The 22,853-nt window shown below is 45.8% G+C and carries 16 protein-coding genes, 5 tRNA genes and 1 rRNA gene; 9 read left to right on the top strand and 13 right to left on the bottom strand.

The window, feature by feature from the left end:
- Positions 1 to 221: 221 nt before the first annotated feature.
- Both NB463_RS05185 and NB463_RS05180 read left to right on the top strand, forming a co-directional pair.
- The gene (locus tag NB463_RS05185) at positions 222 to 2,543 is read left to right on the top strand and encodes an acid phosphatase (RefSeq protein ID WP_258430552.1); all 2,322 of its coding nucleotides are present in this window, start codon (positions 222 to 224) and stop codon (positions 2,541 to 2,543) included.
- Positions 2,533 to 2,676, top strand: a complete 144-nt coding sequence (locus tag NB463_RS05180) for a hypothetical protein (protein WP_012841245.1) — start codon at positions 2,533 to 2,535, stop codon at positions 2,674 to 2,676. Before NB463_RS05185 ends, NB463_RS05180 begins: the two co-directional genes overlap by 11 nt.
- Before the next feature lie 76 nt (positions 2,677 to 2,752).
- Here NB463_RS05180 and NB463_RS05175 read toward each other — a convergent pair whose 3' ends face one another.
- The 5 genes from NB463_RS05175 to NB463_RS05155 all read right to left on the bottom strand — a co-directional run bounded on the left by NB463_RS05175 (position 2,753) and on the right by NB463_RS05155 (position 9,367).
- The gene (locus NB463_RS05175) at positions 2,753 to 3,766 is read right to left on the bottom strand and encodes an SPOR domain-containing protein (protein WP_258430553.1); all 1,014 of its coding nucleotides are present in this window, start codon (positions 3,764 to 3,766) and stop codon (positions 2,753 to 2,755) included.
- A gap of 157 nt (positions 3,767 to 3,923) precedes the next feature.
- A complete protein-coding gene (locus NB463_RS05170) occupies positions 3,924 to 4,880 on the bottom strand; it encodes an ABC transporter permease (protein ID WP_005394358.1) in 957 nt (318 codons plus the stop codon).
- Positions 4,881 to 4,882: 2 nt separating this feature from the next.
- Positions 4,883 to 5,860, bottom strand: coding sequence for an ABC transporter permease (locus NB463_RS05165; RefSeq protein WP_031780394.1), 978 nt, complete (start codon positions 5,858 to 5,860; stop codon positions 4,883 to 4,885).
- 145 nt (positions 5,861 to 6,005) lie between these two features.
- Positions 6,006 to 7,559, bottom strand: coding sequence for an ABC transporter substrate-binding protein (locus NB463_RS05160; RefSeq protein WP_104970011.1), 1,554 nt, complete (start codon positions 7,557 to 7,559; stop codon positions 6,006 to 6,008).
- A gap of 92 nt (positions 7,560 to 7,651) precedes the next feature.
- Positions 7,652 to 9,367, bottom strand: coding sequence for a dipeptide ABC transporter ATP-binding protein (locus tag NB463_RS05155; RefSeq protein WP_005379108.1), 1,716 nt, complete (start codon positions 9,365 to 9,367; stop codon positions 7,652 to 7,654).
- Positions 9,368 to 10,029: 662 nt separating this feature from the next.
- Between NB463_RS05155 and NB463_RS05150 the strand changes: the two genes are divergently transcribed.
- On the top strand, positions 10,030 to 10,755 hold the full coding sequence (locus NB463_RS05150; protein ID WP_005394354.1) for an HAD family hydrolase: 726 nt from the start codon (positions 10,030 to 10,032) through the stop codon (positions 10,753 to 10,755).
- Between the two features lie 311 nt (positions 10,756 to 11,066).
- Here NB463_RS05150 and NB463_RS05145 read toward each other — a convergent pair.
- The 5 genes from NB463_RS05145 to NB463_RS05125 all read right to left on the bottom strand — a co-directional run bounded on the left by NB463_RS05145 (position 11,067) and on the right by NB463_RS05125 (position 11,622).
- Positions 11,067 to 11,143, bottom strand: a tRNA-Pro gene (locus NB463_RS05145).
- Positions 11,144 to 11,167: 24 nt separating this feature from the next.
- A tRNA-His gene (locus tag NB463_RS05140) sits at positions 11,168 to 11,243 on the bottom strand.
- Between the two features lie 46 nt (positions 11,244 to 11,289).
- Positions 11,290 to 11,366 (bottom strand) — tRNA-Pro (locus NB463_RS05135).
- A 69-nt stretch (positions 11,367 to 11,435) separates the two neighbouring features.
- A tRNA-His gene (locus NB463_RS05130) sits at positions 11,436 to 11,511 on the bottom strand.
- A gap of 34 nt (positions 11,512 to 11,545) precedes the next feature.
- Positions 11,546 to 11,622 (bottom strand) — tRNA-Arg (locus NB463_RS05125).
- Between the two features lie 335 nt (positions 11,623 to 11,957).
- On the opposite strand from NB463_RS05125, the gene NB463_RS05120 reads away from it, so the two are divergent.
- The gene (locus NB463_RS05120; protein ID WP_012841248.1) at positions 11,958 to 12,371 is read left to right on the top strand and encodes a c-type cytochrome; all 414 of its coding nucleotides are present in this window, start codon (positions 11,958 to 11,960) and stop codon (positions 12,369 to 12,371) included.
- Between the two features lie 73 nt (positions 12,372 to 12,444).
- Here the strand turns inward: NB463_RS05120 and rep are convergent, their stop codons facing one another.
- A complete protein-coding gene (gene rep / locus NB463_RS05115) occupies positions 12,445 to 14,460 on the bottom strand; it encodes a DNA helicase Rep (protein ID WP_258430554.1) in 2,016 nt (671 codons plus the stop codon).
- Between the two features lie 168 nt (positions 14,461 to 14,628).
- Here rep and NB463_RS05110 point away from each other — a divergent pair, with 168 nt between their 5' ends.
- From NB463_RS05110 to ubiK, 4 genes are all read left to right on the top strand, one after another.
- Positions 14,629 to 15,210, top strand: coding sequence for a TetR/AcrR family transcriptional regulator (locus NB463_RS05110; protein ID WP_005398171.1), 582 nt, complete (start codon positions 14,629 to 14,631; stop codon positions 15,208 to 15,210).
- Positions 15,211 to 15,228: 18 nt separating this feature from the next.
- The gene (gene vmeC / locus NB463_RS05105) at positions 15,229 to 16,335 is read left to right on the top strand and encodes a multidrug efflux RND transporter periplasmic adaptor subunit VmeC (RefSeq protein WP_005398173.1); all 1,107 of its coding nucleotides are present in this window, start codon (positions 15,229 to 15,231) and stop codon (positions 16,333 to 16,335) included.
- Positions 16,336 to 16,347: 12 nt separating this feature from the next.
- On the top strand, positions 16,348 to 19,470 hold the full coding sequence (gene vmeD / locus NB463_RS05100) for a multidrug efflux RND transporter permease subunit VmeD (RefSeq protein WP_053808543.1): 3,123 nt from the start codon (positions 16,348 to 16,350) through the stop codon (positions 19,468 to 19,470).
- Positions 19,471 to 19,601: 131 nt separating this feature from the next.
- A complete protein-coding gene (gene ubiK, locus NB463_RS05095; protein WP_005398178.1) occupies positions 19,602 to 19,853 on the top strand; it encodes a ubiquinone biosynthesis accessory factor UbiK in 252 nt (83 codons plus the stop codon).
- A gap of 185 nt (positions 19,854 to 20,038) precedes the next feature.
- On the opposite strand, the gene ilvC is transcribed toward ubiK, so the two are convergent.
- Positions 20,039 to 21,523, bottom strand: coding sequence for a ketol-acid reductoisomerase (ilvC, locus tag NB463_RS05090; RefSeq protein ID WP_005398179.1), 1,485 nt, complete (start codon positions 21,521 to 21,523; stop codon positions 20,039 to 20,041).
- 143 nt (positions 21,524 to 21,666) lie between these two features.
- Between ilvC and ilvY the strand changes: the two genes are divergently transcribed.
- Entirely contained in the window at positions 21,667 to 22,557 is an 891-nt protein-coding gene (ilvY, locus tag NB463_RS05085; protein WP_053808544.1) for an HTH-type transcriptional activator IlvY, read from the top strand.
- 94 nt (positions 22,558 to 22,651) lie between these two features.
- On the opposite strand, the gene rrf is transcribed toward ilvY, so the two are convergent.
- Positions 22,652 to 22,768: ribosomal RNA gene (gene rrf, locus NB463_RS05080) — 5S ribosomal RNA — on the bottom strand.
- Between the last annotated feature and the right edge of the window lie 85 nt (positions 22,769 to 22,853).

The following is a 22,853-nucleotide window of genomic DNA, read 5'->3' as shown; positions in this document are numbered from 1 at the left end:
CCAAAATAAAACTGGAACCGTGATCAAATTATCAATTTTCCATCATAGACAAAAAATAGAAATAAATTTTACGGGTTTTGTGCGGTTTTTCGTGTCTTGAACCTAGGCTCAATAGTCATTAAAAAGACACCACTCTCTTCAATCTCACTAGTGAGATTGAAAGATAAAAACAATAAAAAAGCGACTTTCTCATTCGGAAACGAAACAAGGACAAATGAATAATGAATAAGGTGAGTTTATTAGCAGCGTCAGTGGCTATCGCTCTTACTGGCTGTGGCGGTTCAGATGGTGGTTCAAGCAGTGCTAACAACGGTGTTGTGATCACAGGCTTTGACGGCTACTTCAAACATGCAGTTGTTTTTGAAGATACGAACAACAACGGCCAATGGGACACTCTAGAAACATTCCTTGGTCTGACCGATGAGAAAGGTCAGCTTAAATTGGATGCAAAACCAGAAAACACTCTAGCACTGCAAACCATTACACCAAACGGTGCAAAGCAGAAACAGCTTATCGCTTTGGATGCTAAAGAGTACGCTGGCAAATACACGGTTGATATGGATCATCCAGGCCAAGCCATGGCCCACGAAATCGTGTTCCGTGCACCAACATCGTCAAACGTGATTTCACCTATCACAGACCTTGTTGCGATTGAAATGGCAAAAGATCCATCCATTAGTGAAGAGGACGCAAAAGCCAAGGTAAACCAAGCGCTAGGAGGCTCAGAAGAAGCACCAATTGATCTGTACAGTGATTTTGTTGAAGGTGCGACAAAAAACGCCGAACTACATAAAACCGCTCAGATTCTGACCGACTCAAAAGCGCAAAACCCAGCTAACTACGAGAAAAAGGCCACTGAATTTGCTCAAGCGGCAAACCAAGAAGTCGATCGTCTTATCGCATCCGGCGAAAACATCAATGATGCAAGCCTACGCCCAATCATCACTGACGCGACCCCAAATAGCGACAACTTAGCACCTGAAACGGCAATCAATAACAAGCTAACCGTAAACGCAACCGTCGAAGAGGCTGCTAAAGATAAGCTTGGCAAATTACCAAAAATCGTACAAGGCGCAGGCTTTGATGGCGTTGAACTAAACATCGAAGGTCTGTTCACAGACAAAGACCAAAACCTTGTGACAACCAAACTGACGCACAACTTAGCAGGCACAGGCATTGAAGTTGCGCAAACTGGCAATCTGATTGTTCTATATCCGACTGCTATCGTAGAAAAAGCTGGTGATTTTGAGATCGTCCTAACGGCGCAAGACATTGATTCTTCAGGTAAGGTTTTGGGTACGGTAAGCACCGTATTTAAGTTCGAAATCGAATCGGCAAACTTACCACCAACGGTTGTGGAAACAGAACAAGCGCGTCTACAGTCCATCGTTGATGGTTGGTACCTACAACAAGGTGAAGTATTTGAACAAACGCTCGATATTTCTAGCTTGTTCCAAGATAAAGACGGTCATATCACCGACTACTCAGCGGACTATGTGGACATTGAAGGTCTAACAGTATCTGAGGATGACAATGCGATTGTCACCATTAAAGGCACACCGACAAAAGCGAGCGAAGCTGGTGCAGCACTTGCGATTAGCGCAACAGATGGCCATACCGCGGTACAGATTGCGCTCAGCATGCCAACGGTTATCGAAGGCGTCACGCCACCACCAGTAGTGCCGACTTTGGGCTTCACTCACGAGCACTTCAACGGTCAAGAGTGGAAAATGGGTAGCTTTGCACAAAAAGACGGTGAAATTGGCTATGCCATGTTGATGCAAGACTCTGAAGGCCTACTATTCTGCTGGGGCTCAAACCATGATGAGATGAATCAAGAGTACAAAGCGAGCATCAGCGACTTCCTAGAAAACACATGGGAACACGATGCCTACGCTATTCTTTCCGATTTGGACCAACAAACTGGTTACGCGGAATACCACAATAAAGGCTGTAAAGACGTCGAGCTGAAAGACGGCAAGCTATACAACAGCTACGGCGAAGAGTATGAAATGCTGTACCAGCACACAACCGAGCATAACGGCACTCAGATGATCGTTAAAATCTCAGATGATGAGCTGTTCTGGATGGATTCAAGCAATACACCATTTGCAGAATCACTTTCGGTTGCAGAACACATCAAACACGGCACGGTAGAGCATGACTTGATGGTAGAAAGTAAAGGCTCGGGCGACGACAAAGTCCTGAAATACTCGTCAGGTACGTACGAGTACGACGCTGATACTTACAACTACACGTCGTTCATGCCAACAGGATTCCAAACTCCAGGTAATTGGGAAATCCAGAGTGATGAAGGCCGTGAGCTGCTGATTCTAAAAGAAACAGGCTCAGAGTCAGATTACAAAACTCGTCATCGTTACATCAACCGTGATTTTGGTAACTTCTACATCGGTATTCGTTGGAGTAAAGAGCAAAACGGTCATGAATCCGCGCCGGAATATGGTCTGTACTCTCACAACAAAGAAGCCATGACGAGCATCGCGAGTTCGCTCCCGATTTTGGAGCCTGGCGATGATGACTAAAGCAACCATCGTTAACCCTTGCTGTGATAGCGTGCATTTGCGTAGAAGACGCAGAACGCTTTGGGAACGCTTGGTCGGCATCAAAGAAGTGTATATCTGCTCTAACTGTCACAAAGAAACGCCACTCAAATAGCGATAATATTTGAGGCCGCAAAAAAGCCCCGAACTCGGGGCTTTCTTCTATCTTTTTGACCGCAATATTTGAGTCGTTATTTCACGCACACTACGTTCAATAATGAGGTTCCGGTGAGCTGGTTTGGCTCACGATCTGCGAACAAACCTTTCTTACCTTTGCCCCAATACGGCAGTTGCAGTGGCCATTGATTTTTTTCCATCACACCAGACGCCCTCAACACTTTGAATTCTGCAGGGCTGGCTAAGCTCATACCCAGTTGCTGACATACTTTTTGCGAGTTTTCGTAGTTGAGACGATTCCACGGCTTGCCGTATTCCATGTAAAACTGATTGTGGTGGTCGAGTAAGTATGGCACCACGTACGTTTTGCCTTGTAAGGAGGTTCTCAACCGAACTTCAATGTCATCATTCCCGCTCACAACTGGCTTCGCTTTGGTCTTAGCAACAGGCTTGGAAGAAGAATTATCACGTGTATTTTTTGCCTTGGTCTTTGACTTCTCTGCCGGCGCTGTAAAGGCGTCGGTATCAGCTCGCACGGCAGGAACTGGCGCGGATTTCGGGGTCACCGTCGGTGTTGGCTTAACCGAAGATGCGGCTGATTTCGACGGCACAGCGGGTTTAGATGGTGTCGTAGACTGTTTATTCTCTTTTCCAACCACGCGGATGAACGCCTCTTTGTAATTCGACAAGGTTTTGACTCCTCGCAAATCCCCCCTCGCATCAGACAGATCTTTGTAAGGCCCAATCAAACAGCGATAACCTTTGGACTCCGGCTTCATCCACACGTCAGTCGTAATCTTGCTGTAAAGCGGCTTTGCTTTCGCGAGTGACATTGGCTTTGGTAGTAATCCGCATTGAATCCAGTAGAGGTAGTTGCCTCCTTGCGGCACTTTCTTTCCCCATACTCCGTTACCAATTGGGCACGTTTTCTCAAGCATCGGCAGTTCTTTCTCGCTGGCTTGAGTAGCTTGGCAAAGGAACTCCTCCGCCGATACTGGGCTAGAAAACTGGGCGCATACCAGCAACAAGCCGAGAGCTAGACTTGCTTGGAAGATACGAGATGGGTGTTGTGCCTTCTTCATTTCCATACACTTCACTCTAAATTAGTGGGTAAGGTCATTATGGCGGCAAAGCGCCAAAAAAATGTGAACAAAGAATAACTAGCAAAAAAAGAGCCGGAATTTGCATCCGGCTCTCAGTTTAGGAAGGAATTAAGCGAATTTACAACGCTTGGCGGGAAAATTCTTAACCTTTGTACAGTTTCGGGTTGAATACATCTCGTAACCAGTCACCCAATAAGTTGATAACCAGAACCAGTGTAACCAACACGATGCCTGGGAATGCAGTAATCCACCACGCACCTGAGAAGATGTAGTTAAAGCCGATGCTGATCAGCGCACCTAGTGACGGCTGATCAACAGGAAGACCCAAACCTAGGAATGACAGTGCCGCTTCCGACATGATCGCATTCGCTACCTGTACCGTCGAGATAACCAAGATTGGTGATAGACAGTTTGGCAGGATGTGACGGAACATGATGCGTGGCGCTTTAAAGCCCATCACTCGTGCCGCTTCTACGTATTCCTTCTTCTTCTCAGCCAGTACTGAAGCACGAATGGTACGTGCGTATTGCGGCCATTCAGCCACACCGATGATCACCACCAGCATCACCACCGCATATTGGCTGTAAAAATCGCTGCCAAAGCTGGCTTTGAAAATGGCCGATACGATGATCGCCACCATCATGGTTGAGAACGATAGTTGAACATCCGCAAAGCGCATCAAGAAGCTATCGATACGACCACCGAAGTAACCCGCCGACAAACCAATGATGATACCCAGAATCAACTGAAGACCGACGGCTAAAAAGCCGATCGTCAAAGACAGACGAGAACCATAAAGAATGGTCGATAAAATATCACGGCCTTGCTCATCAGTACCAAGAACAAAACGCTCATCGCCCTCTTCCATCCAAGACGGTGGTAGCTCTGAATCCATGATGTCGATAGACGTCAGATCATACGGGTCAGTCGGAGCTAGAATTGGCGCAGCTAATGCCAACACTAAGAACATCATAAAGACCGTAAAACTTGCCATCGCCACTTTGTCGCGCTTGAAGTAATACAAAAAGTCCGACTCTTTAAAACGCTGCCATGCAGATGGAGCGGCTTCAGGAGCTGGTGTTACATTTGATTGGCTCATGATTAAGCTCCTTTTCCAGTTAAGTTCACAGTTGGGTTGATAATTCCGTACAGCAAATCAACGATGGTATTGGTTACCACGAAAATCAGACCAACAAAGATAACGTAAGCTGTGATCAACGGTGTATCGACACGGTTGATTGCCTCTAGGAAAAGAAAGCCTGTACCCGGCCACTGGAATACGGTTTCGGTTAGGATGGTGTAAGCCACCATGGTACCAATCTGCACGCCACCTACCGTCAGTACTGGCAGCATGGTGTTCTTAAGTGCATGTTGGTAGTAAATCTTTTGTAAGTTCAAACCTTTTGCTTTGGCGAACTTAATGTATTCCGAGCTCAGTACTTCCAGCATTTCTGAACGTACCAGACGGATGAACAACGGCAGCATGATAGACGCTAGCGCAATACACGGCAGGATAAGGTGCTTAATACCATCGATGGTAAAGAAGCCAGATTCCCAACCGAGCACGTTAGCGGTTTCACCTCGCCCGTAGGAAGGCAGCCAGCCGAGTTCGATGGAGAAGACGTACATCAGCATGATTGCGGTTAGGAACACCGGAATCGAGATGCCGACACTACTCATCGCCATAACAAATTTGGTAAAGACACTCTTCGGGTGAATCGCGGAATACACCCCGAGTGGTATAGAGAAAACGATAATGATGAGCGTCGCGCCAAACACGAGCTCTAATGTTGCCACCAGCTTATCGAGGATCACCTCAACCGCAGGTCGCTTGAAAAAGTATGATGTACCCAAATCACCTTGCAGTGCATTACCCACAAAGCGCGTGTACTTTGTGATAAAGGGATCGTTCAGGCCCAATTCGTCACGTAGCGCTTGGCGCTCCGACTCCGAAACCGACTGACCTACAAGCTCACGCAGCGGATCACCCAGGTTGTCCTGAATGGCAAACGCCACCAAACTGATCACAAACATCACTATCAGTGCCTGAAACAGGCGCTTGACCAGAAACGAAAACATTCCTTGCCCCTTAACTATCCATAGATCTCTAAACTTAGAGAGAAAATTCAGTCTGTAAAACTGGCTCAATCCGACTGAAATAAACCGAGCCAAGTGTCGAAAGCAGAGAAGGACTGGCGCCCCTCTCTGTCATGACTAAGTATGATTACTCGACAACTAGGTCGCCAAAGTAAGGCATTACCATTGGGTTCACGATGTCTGCGGCTTTCACGTTAGACTTCGCGCCCCATGCTTCACTTTGCCAGTGTAGCGGTACGAATGCAGCATCGTTGTATAGCGTCGCTTCGACACCTTTCAGCATTGCTGCACGTTTCGCAGGGTCCGTCTCAACGTTAGCTGCTTCTACTACTTTGTCCATTTCTGGGTTTGAGTAGTGACCACAGTTGTACTGACCACGACCGGTTTCTTCGTTACGAGTCATAGTTAGGAACTCGTTGAAGTTTGCCGAGTCCTCTGTATCCGAGTGCCAACCAATCATCAGCATGTCTGCCGCACACTTATCAAACTCAGGCCAGTATTGCGCTTTTGGCATAGTTTTCAGATCAACCTTGATGCCAATCTTAGACAACATTGCCGCCGCCGCTTGCGCTACTTTCGCATCGTTTACGTAGCGGTTGTTTGGCGCAATCATAGTTAGCGTTAGGCCATCTTCGTAGCCTGCTTCTTTCATCAGCTCTTTCGCTTTCTTCAGATCGTAGCGAGGAACCAGTTTGTCATCGTGACCAACGTAACCTGCAGGGCTTTGCTGACCAGCTGCCGTTGCGAAGCCTTTCATGATTTTCTTCACGATGCCTTCGTTATTGATTGCGTGAACAATCGCTTGGCGAACGCGAACATCTTTCAGTGCTTCGTTGCTGTTTTGGTTTAGTTGGAACGTGATGATACGAGTACCTGGTAGCGTGACTAGATCGATGCCGTCTGCGTCTTTCACACGTTTGTGATCGTTTGGTGCTACCGGGTGAATCATGTCAACGCCGCCAGAAAGTAGCGCAGCTACACGAGTCGCATCTTCTTTGATTGGAACAAGCGTTAGCTTATCAACGTTACCTTTCGACTCTTTGTCCCAGTAATCTTTAAAGCGTTCAAATTCCACTTTTACGCCCTGCTCACGTGATGTCACGATGAACGGACCCGTGCCAGAAACGTTAGTCGATGCGAATGAGTTACCGTGCTTCACTAGTTCAGACTTGTCTTTGCCGTCTGCTGTTTTACCCGTGTAAAACTTGCTGTCCATAGGGAAAATGTACGTTGCAGTTTGCAGCACTAGTGGGTAAGGACCTTTGGTTACAAGATCGAACGTGTTGTCGTCCACTTTGACGATTTTCTCGTACGGGTCGAAAATGTTTTTAAAATCAGGAGAACTTTGTAGACGCTCAAACGTCCATACAACGTCGTCAGCCGTTAGGGTATTACCAGAGTGGAATTTCACACCTTCACGCAATTTAAAACGAACGGTAGTGTCGTTAATGCGCTCCCAGCTCTCTGCTAGACGAGGTTCGAAATCCATTTTTTGAGTAAAGCGAACTAACGGATCAAATACCATGTGTGACATTTGCAGTGTGCCACCTGATAGCTGCTCATGTGGGTCAAGCGATACTGGGTCAGCTGCGTAGCCAACTTTGATATCTGCTGCCAGTGCATTAAAGCTTAGGCCCGCCGCCATTAGCGCCACTGCTAATTTGCTTTTCATGGTTTTCATTTGCATAACTCCTTCATGCGGGGATACGGATCCCTTGTTGTTGTGTTTGCGTCTTTGTTATGACTAAAGGTTAGCCAAGCGAGGTGCTTGGTTTATGCCGTCTCGATCTCTTCTCGCAAGCCTGTAAATTCAGGCATCAGAGAAATCAATTTTTTGCTGTATTCGTGTTGGGGTGCCGTAAATAACTGTTCTGTTGGTGCTACTTCTAAAAGTGTACCCATTTGCATCACACCTACTCGGTCACACATCTGACGAATAACAGGTAAATCGTGGCTGATAAACAACATAGTCAAGTTCAGCTCACTTTGCAGATCTTTCAGCAAGTTTAGAATTTGTGCCTGTACCGATACGTCCAGTGCTGAGGTCGGTTCATCACAAATCAAAAGTCGAGGACGAGTCGCCAACGCACGCGCAATAGAAATACGCTGACGCTGACCACCGGAGAATTCATGAGGGTACTTAAGCCCAGCCATGCGACCCAAACCAACATGATCGAGAAGGTCATTCACGATTTGGCGAGTTTCCGACTCGTTTTTCGTCAGTTTATGAAAACGGATTGGCTCAGCAATAATATCGAATACCTTCATACGAGGGTTCATTGAGGTATACGGGTTTTGGAACACCATCTGCATTTGACGACGCATTGGGCGGCGTTCTTTCTCAGAGGTTAAAGCTGTCAGGTCAATACCCTCAAACTTCACCTGACCAGAGTTAGGTTGGTATAAACCAGCAATAACTCGCGCAATGGTTGATTTACCAGAGCCAGACTCACCCACCAAACCAAAGGTTTCGCCTTCATGCACTTCAAAGCTCACATTATTGGATGCCTGCACGTATTCGCGACGGCTTTCAAATAAAGAGTCTTTGGTGACAAAGCGTAGATTAACGTTCTTCACGTCCAAAAGCGGGCCTGTGTACTCGCGCTCATCCTGGCTTTGTCCTAGCCAGTGATTCTTAATGTCGAGAGGCTCCATTTCTGCCGCTTCTTCGATGTAGCTGACCAAAGGGAAGCGATCGAGCTTTCTGTCTGAACGTGGAACGGCTGAAATTAGACTGCGAGTATAGGAGTGATCAGGATCGCCCAACACTTTGGCTGTTGGTCCAAACTCCACCAAGTCACCACGATACATTACCGCGACGCGGTCAGTGACGTTGGAGACCACACCCATATCGTGAGTAACCAGCATACAGCCGACATTATTCTTGATACACAATTCTCGGATCAAGTTGAGGATTTGGTCTTGGATTGATACGTCCAGTGCCGTGGTTGGCTCATCGGCGATGATCAGATCTGGCTCACCAGCCAGAGCAATCGCAATGACGACACGCTGACGCATACCACCAGAGAATTGGTGTGGGTATTGTTTTAAGCGGTTTTCTGGCTGCGGGATGCCAACTTGCTGCATCAGAGAAAGCGCACGCTGATACGCCTCTTCATCAGAGACTTTCATGTTGGCGTGGATCGTCTCTTTCAGCTGCTGCTCAACCGTAAAAAGTGGGTTAAGTGAGGTCATTGGATCTTGGAAAATAAAACCAATCTTCGATCCGCGAACCTTACGCATCGCTTCTGGTGATAAACCAGAAATTTTTTCTCCATCCAAGAAAACATCGCCGCTAGCAACGCGACCTGGAGGGCTAAGCAAATCAATAACGGCGTTACCAACGGTGGATTTACCCGCACCTGATTCGCCAACAACACCCACGATTTCACCACGTTCAATATGAAAAGAAAGTGACTTCACGGCAGCGTGAACGCCGTGTCGGGATGGGTATTCAATACGAAGGTTTTTCACTTCTAATAGTGACATTTCAGACCTCTACTGCCTTGTCTGTGGTATCGAATCGCGCCAAAGGCACCATTCATCACCTGAATGAATCCGTTCAAATTCAGAATAATACTCTGAAATCTTAATGCGGAAACAATTTGGCAAAAATCACACAAAAAAGCAACAATTAAAGTATATTCCGCCGAGAAAACATTAAATAAACGCACAATGAGCGAATAAAAATGCATTAACAAGTATTTAACCATTTTCATATCACACTATTTTTGTGCGCCATGCACCAATAAAACTAGAAAAATGCTCTAAAAATAAGCACGAGCCAACCAGGACCATTAACCATACTATTCATGTGCAATTATTAACATTTAACAAACAATATCGTATGCGAAAAGCAATTTTTCAACATAAAAAACTATTAATAAAATAGTCGGCAAATATAAAAAGCCAAACTTAGAAAGAGAAAGGATAGGCTAAAACGTGAACACAACAGCAAAACCACACAAATCCTCTGTCGACGACGATTATGCGCCGCTTAAGCGGTTTGTTGACTAAACAAAAGAAAGTGCGGTTACCATCACTCTCCCATTGTAGGTGAAACACGTCGGTTTTAACCCTTTACGGCACAATTCAGAGTGGGATAATAGATAATCAATGTTAGAGCCAAGCTGTAAATGAAAGGAGCCCCTGTGCTTAAAGCGATTTTTTTTGATATGGACGAGACTTTATGTGCGACGTCACAAGCCGATAAAGTTGCAGGACAAAAGTTTACGACTTGGATTCATAAGACCTACCCGCAAGTTACCGAACCACAAGCTTTTTTACAGCGCTACTTACAGGGTGTGTACAAGAAGCTGAATGCGGAATTCCCTCACCTTGTGGCTCTGCTACCTGATGAAAACGCGTTCCGTTGTGGCCTGATCCAAAACATATTGGCGGAGCACGGAGTCAGCATTAATGCCGAAGAGGCTCAACAAGCTCAAGACTACTTTGACTCTGCACGTATGGGCGCGTTCACTTTCTTCCCTGGTGTAAAAGAAATGCTCAGCGACCTTCGTCAGCATTATAAACTCGTCGTGATCACTAACGGCCCGATTTTTTCTCAACACCCTAAACTCAGCGCGACACAGATGAGCGACTGGGTGGACCATATTATTGTGGGGGGAGAAGAGCCTGAAGAGAAGCCCGCTGCGAGCATTTTCCAAAAAGCGCTCGACTTGGTCGAAGTAAAACCAGAAGAAGCCCTACACATTGGCGACTCTTTACCAGCAGATATAGCAGGCGCTAACAATATGGGCATTTTGAGTGTGTGGGTAAATGCGACAGGCGCAAGTAACTCAACAGATATAACGCCAAATTTTGAAATCCAAGAAACGGTAGAGCTGAGAGAAATCCTTAAAACACTCGCCCAATAAAAGTAGCGGATTAGAAAAACACAAAACCCCAGACGTCGTTCTGGGGTTTATTTTGTCAGCTCGAAAAGCATTTGGATCATAGGTGGTCAAAAGCCCCTAGAGCTGTACACTTTTGGTGAAATTGAAATCGAATGCAGATTCTTTTAAGAGGATAGATGCAAAAAACCCCAGCCTTTCGACTGGGGCTCTAAATAGCGGTCGGTGAAGAGAGATTCGATCGGACTGGCGTTTCAGCCCACGCCCCTCAGTTCCCTACATTCTAAATTTCAAATGTAAAAAAGCCCCAGTCTTTCGACTGAGGCTTTAAATAGTGGTCGGTGAAGAGGGATTCGAACCCCCGACCCTCTGGTCCCAAACCAGATGCGCTACCAAACTGCGCTATTCACCGAGCATATATTCTTTAAATAAAGAATGGGGTGGCTAACGAGACTTGAACTCGCGACAACCGGAATCACAATCCGGGGCTCTACCAACTGAGCTATAGCCACCATCAAATTGTCATGTTTACCGCTATCACAGCCATAAACTAAATAGTGGTCGGTGAAGAGGGATTCGAACCCCCGACCCTCTGGTCCCAAACCAGATGCGCTACCAAACTGCGCTATTCACCGACGATGTTTTATCTTGATTTAATCAAGATTGGGAGCAATGCTACCGCATTCAATCTAAAAAAGAAAGAATGGGGTGGCTAACGAGACTTGAACTCGCGACAACCGGAATCACAATCCGGGGCTCTACCAACTGAGCTATAGCCACCACTGATTTTTTACCGATGTATCCTCCGAGGCAATGGTACGCCCGAAAGGATTCGAACCTTCGACCTTTGGCTCCGGAGGCCAACGCTCTATCCAACTGAGCTACGGGCGCATGCCCTATCGGCGGAGTGGAATAATACGGATATCACACTATGCCGTCTAGTACTTTTTTTACTTTTTTTATCGTTTGGTCTCTTTTTCGACAGTTATCTTCCTTTAAACTGAATTTTTGATGTGATTCACGCCCTGTCATGGATAACTTGTTGTTTATTGCAACAAGTTATCGGGATATAATCACCCATTATTTACATTGATTTAACAGCTGCAACCAAGTTGTCTAATCATTCTATGCCATTCAGTGGAATTTAGTGATTTCTCTGCTCGGCATTAATACTCTAACTATATAAATAGGTAAGTCACTTACCTCGGGAATGTGAAGTGGGTTTAATGGATATGTCTCGACAAATGATTAGCGTTTTGTTCGCTGCCTTAACGTTTTCTACGGCAGCTTTAGCTTCTGACATCAGCCAAACTGAATACGATGCGATCGCAGAACGCATCCAACCTGTCGGTGATGTTTATCTAGCGGGTTCTGAGCCAGTGAAAGAAGAACCAACCGGTCCACGTGATGGCGCCACAGTTTATGGTACTTTTTGTATTGCTTGTCACGCATCTGGCGTAAACGGCGCACCTAAAACAGGTAATGCCGATGACTGGGCACCGCGTATTGCACAAGGCAAAGAGACGTTAGTGAAGCACGCGTTAGAAGGCTTCAATGCGATGCCTGCCAAAGGAACCTGTATGGACTGTTCTGACGATGAAATCATCGCAGCAATCGACCACATGATTGAAGGTCTATAAGTAAAGACATCAACGAAAAAGGCTTGCCAACTGGCAAGCCTTTTTGTTTTTAGTCAGTGAGAACAAGGTTACTCTACTTCTTAAACATTGCTCGAATATTGGCAATGTGTGCCTGACCTTTCGCCATACGCTCTTCTGCTGATACTGGCTTTTTGTTTACTTCCCATTCAACGTCATCAAATGGCAACTCATCCAAAAAGCGGCTTTGCGTCGGTTTGATCAACTCGCCGAACTGTCGACGCTCTTTGCACATAGTGAAAGTCAGTTCACGCTGCGCACGGGTAATGCCAACATACATCAGACGACGCTCTTCTTCGACGTTATCTTCATCAATACTGGTTTGGTGCGGTAAAATACCTTCTTCAGACCCAATTAAGTATACATATGGGAACTCAAGGCCTTTTGATGCATGCAGCGTCATCAGTTGTACTGCATCGCTGTCTTCATCTTCTTCGCCACGTTCCATCATGTCACGCAAGGTCAAACGCTGAACGACTTCTTTTAACGTTTTCTCTTCTTGATCGTAGTTGTCACCTTCTAGGTCCGCCACTATCCAGGAGTAAAGATCAGAAACGTTCTTCATTCGCATTTCAGCGGCTTTCGGGCTTGCTGAAGTTTCGTATAACCAATCTTCGTAATGGATATCGCGAACCAAGGAGCGAACCGCTTCGACGGTATCGCCACGCTCAGCTTGGTCAGTAATCGCCACTAACCATTGGGTGAAACGACGTAAGTTTTCCAGGCCGCGTCCCGTTAAGTGCTGTTCGAGCCCCATTTCAAAACTCGACTCAAACAGGCTCTTCCCACGCATATTGGCATAACTGCCTAGCTTTTCTAACGTTACTGGGCCAATTTCACGTCGTGGTGTATTCACAATACGTAAGAATGCATTGTCGTCATCTGGATTAACCAAAACACGCAAATACGCCATGATGTCTTTAATTTCTGCGCGTGCAAAAAACGAGGTGCCGCCAGAAATTTTATACGGCACACGGTTTTGCATCAGAGACTTTTCAATTAAGCGCGATTGGTGGTTACCACGGTACAAAATTGCGTAATCACGATAGTCGGTTCGATTCAAGAATTTGTGTGCAATCAACTCCCCCGTGACACGCTCAGCCTCGTGCTCTTCATTTTTAGCCAACAACACTTTGAGTTTTTCACCGTCAGGAATTTCTGAAAATAAGGACTTCTCATAGACGTGAGGGTTGTTGGCTATCAAAATGTTGGCCGCACGCAGGATTCGACTCGTAGAGCGGTAGTTTTGCTCCAACTTAATCAATCGCAAATTCGGGTAATCTTCACCCAGCAAGACTAGGTTCTGAGGCTTCGCACCACGCCATGAATAAATGGACTGGTCATCATCTCCTACGACCGTCAATCGCCCACGTTCACCGACGATTAATTTCACCAACTCATATTGACTCGTGTTGGTATCTTGGTACTCATCGACCAACAGATAGCGGATACGGTTCTGCCAACGTTGACGAACGTCTTCATGATTGCGCAAGAGTAAGACGGGCATCAAAATTAGGTCATCAAAATCGAGCGCGTTATAGGCTTTCATTTGCTTTTGGTACATATCAAAACAGAACGCAAACAATTGTTGCTGCTCACCTTGCGCACGCGCTTTGGCTTGCTCTGGCGTCAACATGTCGTTTTTCCAATTGGAAATACAACTCAGAAGCTGACGTAGCAGATCTTTATCACCATCAAGCTGCTTTTCGGTAAGTTCCTTGAGTAGCGCCAGTTGGTCTTGGTCATCAAACAGTGAAAAGCCCGCTTTCAACCCTAAATGCTTGTATTCGCGTTTGATGATGTTTAATCCCAAGGTGTGGAACGTTGATACCATCAAACCTTTAGACTCGGCTTTCCCCAACGTTTGGCCGACACGTTCTTTCATTTCACGCGCCGCTTTGTTGGTAAACGTCACCGCTGCAATATTACGCGCTTTGTAGCCACATTGCTGAACCAGATAAGCGATTTTATTGGTAATAACACGAGTTTTGCCCGAGCCAGCACCAGCTAGCACTAGGCATGGACCAGACACGTATTTCACGGCTTCATCTTGACTAGGGTTCAGCTTCATAGAAATTCTCTGCGGGTGATAAATGTGGCGCCTATGATAAAGGGGTGGCCTCGTGAAAGCTACGCTGATTTCTTGTAATTTTCATACCAACAAGCGCAACATTCTATTGCATAAAAGGCGGGTATTTGAGCTATAATGAATGAACGTTCATTCACTGGTGGTAGGATTATGAAGGATAACCCTGCTGTAGATAAGCGAGAACAAATCTTAGTCGCTGCAGAGCAACTCATTGCTGAATCGGGCTTTCAAGGGCTTTCCATGCAAAAGCTCGCCAATGAAGCAGGTGTCGCAGCAGGAACGATTTATCGTTATTTCTCAGATAAAGAACATCTTTTGGAGGAGTTACGCCTTAACGTTGCAAAGCGCGTCGCTACGGCTGTGCAACTGGGCGTGAGTGAAGAGATGCCTTTAAAACAGCGATATCGAACCATGTGGCTCAATATTTGGAATCTAGCGAGCTCGAATTTAAATGCGCTCAGCAATCGAGTTCAATATGAGTCTCTACCCTGTTCAAATAGTAGCAAAGCTCGGGAACTTGAAAGACAAATGTTTGCCCAAGTAGATCTTCTTTTTAATCAGGGGAAAGAAGAGGGCGTATTCAAGCCTCTCGATAACGAAGTGCTTTCTGGATTGAGTTTTGAGGCAAGTGTTGCACTTGCTAGGAAACACGCTTTGGGATTTTATCAACTGGATAAGGCGGCATTAGAAGCTGCTATTGAAGCCAGTTGGGATGCAATTATTAAACACTAACTTGGAGTTCTTAATAGAATGAAAAAGTGGACTTTCTTTATGTTACTTATCGCCGTTCTCTTGTTCGGCAGCGTGATAGGTTTCAATTTATTTAAGCAACAAAAGATTGCTGAATACATGGCAAACCGTCCTGAACCTGAGTTCCCAGTAACCGTGACGGAAGTACAAGCGGTTGATTGGGTACCAGTGATCGAGGCTATCGGTTTTATCGAACCAAACCAAGGTGTGACGGTCGCAAACGAAACCAGTGGTGTTATCGACAAAATCGCATTTGATTCCGGCACTCAAGTCAAAGCAGGTCAACCATTAGTACTGCTTGACTCTGACGTTGAGAAAGCGAATTTAAAGAGCTCGCAAGCCAAGTTGCCAGCAGCAGAAGCGAAATACAAACGCTACCAAGGGCTATTTAAAAAAGGCTCTATTTCTAAAGAAGCGTATGACGAAGCAGAAGCGAACTACTTCTCCTTAAAAGCGGACATTGAAAGCTTGAAAGCGACCATCGACCGACGCGAGATCAAAGCGCCATTTGATGGTGTAGTAGGTATTCGTAACGTGTACCTAGGTCAGTACCTACAAGCGGGTACCGATATTGTTCGCCTGGAAGACACCAGCGTGATGCGCTTACGCTTTACCGTGCCGCAAACCGATATTTCACGTATCAATATCGACCAAGAAGTGGATATCTTCGTGGATGCCTACCCAGATCAGCCTTTCAAAGGTTCAATTTCTGCGATTGAGCCTGCAGTTAACGTACAAAGTGGCTTGATTCAGGTTCAAGCAGATATCCCTAACAGTGATGGCAAACTGCGTAGTGGTATGTTCGCTCGTGCAAACATCATTCTGCCTAAATTAGAAAATCAGGTCACTCTGCCTCAAACTGCGATCACGTTTACGCTATACGGCGACAATGTTTACATCGTAACGGAAGAAGATGGCGAGAAACGCGTTAAGCAGCATGTGGTAAAAGTTGGCGAACGCTCTAAAGATATCGCACACATTCTAGAAGGCGTGAAGCCAGGTGATGTAGTGGTGACATCGGGTCAAGTCCGTTTAAGTAACCACGCAAAAGTAAGCATTGTTGAAAGCGATGCAACTACCCCACCTGCTGAAACACCAATGCTTTAAGTTGGAGGCATCATGCGCTTTACAGATGTTTTTATAAAACGTCCAGTTTTAGCGGTATCGATCAGTTTTTTGATTGCATTGCTTGGTTTGCAAGCCGTGTTCAAAATGCAAGTTCGTGAATACCCTGAAATGACGAATACAGTGGTCACTGTGACCACCAGTTACTACGGTGCAAGTGCCAACTTGATCCAGGGCTTTATTACTCAGCCATTGGAGCAAGCGGTGGCGCAAGCCGATAATATTGATTATATGACCTCGCAATCGGTGTTAGGTAAATCAACCATTACTGTCAACATGAAGTTGAATACCGACCCAAACGCGGCATTGGCTGACATCTTAGCGAAAACTAACTCGGTACGTTCCCAGCTTCCAAAAGAAGCCGAAGACCCGACCGTAACGATGTCGACCGGTTCTACTACCGCGGTATTGTATATTGGTTTTACCAGTGACGAGTTGTCTTCCAGCCAGATCACCGACTATCTTGAGCGTGTAATCAACCCACAGCTATTCACTGTAAATGGTGTATCAAAAGTTGACCTTTACGGTGGTATGAAATACGCGCTGCGCGTATGGCTAGATCCAGCAAAAATGGGCGCGTTAAAGCTGACTGCAACGGATGTGATGAGCGTTCTTAACGCCAACAACTACCAATCTGCGACGGGTCAAGCGACGGGTGAGTTCGTGCTTTATAACGGTAGCGCGGATACTCAGGTATCAAACGTTGCTGAACTTGAAGCGTTGGTCGTAAAAACGGGTGAAGGGGACGTTATTCGCTTAGGTGATATCGCTAAGGTAACACTTGAGAAGAGTCACGACGTTTACCGTGCAAGTGCAAACGGTCAAGAAGCCGTGGTTGCTGCAATCAACGCCGCGCCAAGTGCCAACCCAATCAACATCGCTGCTGATGTGCTTGAATTATTACCTCAACTTGAGCGCAACTTACCAAGTAACATCAAAATGAACGTGATGTACGACTCTACCATTGCGATCAACGAGTCAATTCACGAAGTAGTGAAAACGATTCTTGAAGCGGCAATTATCGTACTTGTAGTGATCACACTGTTCCTAGGTTCGTTCCGTGCGGTCATCATTCCTATCGTCACTATTCCACTCTCTTTGATTGGTGTAGCGATGGTTATGCAGGCAATGGGCTTCTCTTGGAACTTGATGACACTACTGGCGATGGTACTTGCCATCGGTCTGGTGGTGGATGACGCGATCGTGGTACTAGAAAACGTGGATCGTCACATCAAAGAGGGCGAATCACCATTCCGAGCAGCAATCATTGGTACGCGTGAAATTGCAGTGCCAGTTATTGCGATGACATTAACGCTAGGTGCAGTATACGCACCAATCGCGTTGATGGGTGGTATTACAGGATCGTTGTTCAAAGAGTTCGCTTTAACGCTAGCAGGTTCGGTATTTGTGTCCGGTATCATCGCTTTAACGCTATCACCTATGATGTGTTCAAAGATGCTGAAGGCGAACGAAAAACCGAGCAAGTTTGAGCAAAAAGTTCATCATATCCTTGATGGCATGACTAATCGCTATGAGAAAATGCTTACAGCAGTCATGGCTCACCGTCCTGTTGTAATTGCATTTGCGATAATTGTATTTGCGAGCTTACCGATTCTATTTAAGTTTATTCCTAGTGAGCTGGCGCCGTCCGAAGATAAAGGTGTGGTTGTTCTGATGGGCACCGCACCATCAAACGCGAACTTGGACTACATCCAAAACACCATGGATGACGTGAATCAGATTCTCTCTGATCAGCCAGAAGTAGAATACGCTCAGGTATTTAACGGTGTGCCGAACTCAAACCAAGCGTTTGGTCTAGCAACATTGAAGCCATGGAGTGAACGAGAAGCAAGTCAATCTGAAATCACAAAACGTGTGGGAGGCCTAGTTTCAAGTGTCCCAGGAATGTCTGTCACTGCGTTCCAAATGCCAGAGCTACCTGGTGCGGGCTCAGGCCTACCTGTCCAGTTTGTAATTACGACACCAAATAGCTTCGAAAGCTTGTTTACTATCGCTAGCGATATCCTGACCGATGTTGCAAGTAGTCCAATGTTTGTCTACTCCGATCTAGACCTGAACTACGATTCAGCAACCATGAAGATTAAGATCGATAAAGACAAAGCCGGTGCCTACGGTGTGACCATGCAAGATATTGGTATCACTCTCAGCACCATGATGGCTGATGGTTACGTTAACCGTATCGACCTTAACGGCCGCTCATATGAAGTGATTCCTCAAGTTGAACGTAAATGGCGTCTAAACCCAGAGTCGATGAAGAACTACTATGTGCGTTCTGTTGATGGTAAAGCCGTCCCACTAAGCAGCTTGATTACGATTGATGTGATAGCAGAGCCTCGCTCTTTGCCACACTTCAACCAGTTAAACTCCGCGACGGTAGGTGCGGTGCCATCGCCTAACGTTGCTATGGGTGATGCAATTAACTGGTTTGAAGACATCGCTCAAACCAAACTGCCTGCAGGCTATAACCACGATTACATGGGCGAATCTCGTCAGTTTGTAACGGAAGGTAGTGCCTTGTATGCAACCTTTGGTCTTGCACTTGCGATCATCTTCCTCGTTCTGGCGATTCAATTTGAATCACTCCGCGACCCTATTGTCATCATGGTATCTGTACCGCTAGCAATATGTGGTGCCTTGATCGCGTTGGCGTGGGGTACGGCCTCAATGAACATCTACTCGCAGGTTGGTTTGATCACGCTGGTCGGCCTGATCACCAAGCACGGTATCTTGATCTGTGAAGTAGCCAAAGAAGAGCAGTTACATAATAAACTGTCTCGTATTGATGCGGTGATGGAGGCTGCTAAAGTGCGTCTTCGCCCTATCCTAATGACAACTGCAGCGATGATCGCAGGTCTGATCCCACTGATGTACGCTACCGGTGCAGGTGCCGCGCAACGTTTCAGTATCGGTATCGTCATCGTTGCTGGTCTAGCAATTGGTACATTGTTCACACTATTCGTACTACCTGTGATTTACAGCTACCTAGCAGAAAAACACAAACCACTGCCAGTATTTGTTGAAGACAAAGACTTGGAGAAGTTGGCACGAGTTGATGAAGCGAAAGCAGCCCACCGTGAATTAGCGGATAACAGATAAGCTTTTAAGGCATTCAAAAAGGTCACTTCGGTGACCTTTTTTATTGCCGCTCTCTTTTTTGCCATCTAAATGGCGACTTTCACGTATCATTTACTTAAAATGAGGACAAATCAAAAGGAGTTTTAGCCACTATGTTTGACCCAAAGAAATTAGAGCAAATTGCTAAACAGATTCACGACTCAATGCCTCAACCTGTAAAAGAGTTGGGCTCTGATGTTGATCAGAAAGTTCGTCAAGTAATCCAAGGCCAACTAAACAAGCTAGATGTTGTAAGTCGTGAAGAGTTTGATGTTCAAACTCAAGTTTTACTACGTACACGTCAAAAGCTAACAGAAATGGAACAGAAATTGGCGGAGCTTGAAGAGAAGCTTGCAGAAAAATAAGTGTTAAAACGCTCCTCACAAAGGAGCGTTTTTCTTATCGGCGCGCAGATAAATCGGCTAAAAACAAAAAGGCTTGGTCAACGGCGACCAAGCCTTTTGATTAGATGTTGTGTTTTATTTTGTATTTACCACTCCAGTCTGCCTGGAGTTCATTTAATATTTTCTCCGCTTTGCAGCAAAGAAAATTAGCCACCAACCGCGATGCGCTTCATATCTGTCATATAACCACGTAGTTCTTCACCGATGTATTCTACAGGGTGGTTGCGGATTGTTTCATTCACAGCGATAAGAGTCGCGTTATCCACTTGGTTAGACGTTTCACCTAGACCTTTACCAATGACGTCTGTACTAACAGAAGGCATGAATTTTTCACGCAGTAGCGGCGTTGCTACATTAGCAAATAGGTAGTTACCATATTCAGCCGTATCAGAGATAACCACGTTCATCTCGTATAAACGCTTACGTGCGATAGTGTTTGCGATAAGTGGCAGCTCGTGTAGAGACTCGTAGTAAGCAGACTCATCGATGATGCCAGATGCCGTCATTGCTTCGAATGCTAGCTCAACACCCGCACGAACCATAGCAACCATCAGGATACCGTTATCGAAGTACTCTTGCTCAGAGATTTCTACGTCAGTTTCTGGGTAGTTTTCGAAAGCAGTTTCACCCGTTTCTGCACGCCAGCCTAGTAGGTTCGCATCGTCGTTTGCCCAGTCAGCCATCATAGTGCTAGAGAAGTGACCTGTGATGATGTCATCCATGTGCTTGTTGTATAGCGGACGCATCAGCTCTTTTAGCTCTTCAGAAAGTTCAAATGCTTTTACTTTCGCAGGGTTAGTTAGGCGATCCATCATATGAGTGATACCACCAAACTTCAGAGCTTCCGTGATCGTTTCCCAGCCGTATTGAAGAAGCTTGCCTGCGTAGCCAGGTTCGATACCGTCAGCAATCATCTTCTCGTAACATACGATAGAACCAGCCTGCAACATGCCACAAAGGATAGTTTGCTCACCCATTAGGTCAGATTTCACCTCAGCAACAAAAGAAGACTCTAGACAGCCAGCACGGTGACCACCCGTTGCTGCAGCCCAAGCTTTCGCGATATCCCAACCTTCACCTTTAGGGTCGTTCTCTGGGTGAACAGCGATAAGAGTTGGAACACCGAAACCACGCTTGTACTCTTCACGAACTTCCGTGCCCGGACATTTAGGTGCAACCATTACTACCGTTAGGTCTTTACGGATTTGCATGCCTTCTTCAACAACGTTGAAACCGTGAGAGTAACCTAGCGCTGCGCCTTCTTTCATTAGCGGCATTATCGTCTCAACAACGTTTGTGTGCTGCTTATCAGGAGTAAGGTTTACTACTAAGTCAGCTTGTGGAATTAGCGTTTCGTAGCTACCTACCTCAAAACCGTTGTCTTTTGCGTTTTTGAATGACTGGCGTTGCTCATCAATCGCTGCTTGACGAAGCGCATAAGCAACGTCTAGACCAGAGTCACGCATATTCAGACCTTGGTTAAGACCTTGAGCACCACAACCTACGATGACCACTTTCTTGCCTTTTAAGTAATCCGCTTCTGAAGCAAATTCGCTACGGTCCATAAAGCGACAACGACCTAATTGGTCCAACTGCTCGCGCAAGTTTAAGGTATTGAAATAATTAGCCATCTGGGTGCTCCTTTGAGATTCTTCCATTGAGGTCGGTAATTGCCTTATCGAATAACTTCATACTAAAACAGACATTAAATTGCTTAAAGTGATATATTCACAATTAGTTATTGCAATTTGTGCAACATGGAAATGAATATTTAATGAATATCAAAAGCCTGCAACTTTTTATTCATCTGTGTGAGAGTAAAAGTTTCGCTAAGACCGCAGCAGCGATGCATGTGAGTCCTTCAGCCTTGAGCAGACAAGTACAAAAGCTAGAGGAAGAAACTAGCCAACAATTATTTTTGCGGGACAATCGCAGTGTTGATTTAACGAGCCAAGGCAAAAAACTGGTTCCTGTCGCCTTAAAAATTCTTGGCGAATGGCAGCAGTACCAAAGTCACCTAAAAGGAGCAGAGGACGAGTTGAAAGGAGAAATCCGTCTCTTTTGTTCGGTTACTGCAAGCTACAGCCACCTGCCAGAGTTAATCTCTGATTTTCGTCTGCAGCATCCTTTTATCGAATTTAAGCTATCAACCGGCGATCCAGCTCAAGCGATCGACAAAATTCTAGCAGATGAAGCCGATATTGCCATCTCAGCCAAATCTGAGCAGATGCCAAGCAAAATCGCATTTGAAACGATCAGTGAAATACCGCTTTCTGTCATCGCTCCTGTCGGCGTAAGTTCATTTGCGGAGGAGCTACAAAAAGAAAGACCAAACTGGTCAGTCATTCCATTCATTCTCCCAGAAGCAGGGACAGCAAGAGATAGAGCCAATACTTGGCTCAAACAAATGAAAATAAAGCCGAATATCTACGCGCAAACGTCAGGGCATGAAGCCATCGTAAGTATGGTTGCACTGGGATGCGGTGTGGGTATCGCACCTGATGTCGTGATCAACAATAGCCCGGTGAGGGAGAAGATAAATCGCTTAAAAGTGTTACCAATTAAGCCGTTTGAACTTGGTGTCTGCTGCACCAAAAATCAGTTAGAGAATCCATTAGTGAAGGCTTTTTGGAAAGTAGCGGAGAGTAAATACATTACACCTTAACGATAGATGTTTGAGTTCTGAGTGCTTAGGTAATTTTCAGAACCCAGAAACGTAAAAAAGCCCACTCTTTCGAGTGGGCTTTTTTAAATTTAAAGCCTGGCGATGTCCTACTCTCACATGGGGAAGCCCCACACTACCATCGGCGCTATTTCGTTTCACTTCTGAGTTCGGCATGGAAATCAGGTGGGTCCAAAACGCTATGGTCGCCAAGCAAATTCTTTATCAATTTGCTCGCAAATTCAAACGCACTTTAGTGCGACCCTTTAGGGTGAGATTTGCTTGCAAATCGAATAATT

It is taken from the genome of Vibrio sp. RM-41-2B, from assembly GCF_024744415.1.
In the GTDB taxonomy this organism is placed as follows: Bacteria; Pseudomonadota; Gammaproteobacteria; order Enterobacterales; family Vibrionaceae; genus Vibrio; species Vibrio diabolicus.
This window is presented reverse-complemented; position numbering and strand designations above follow the sequence as displayed.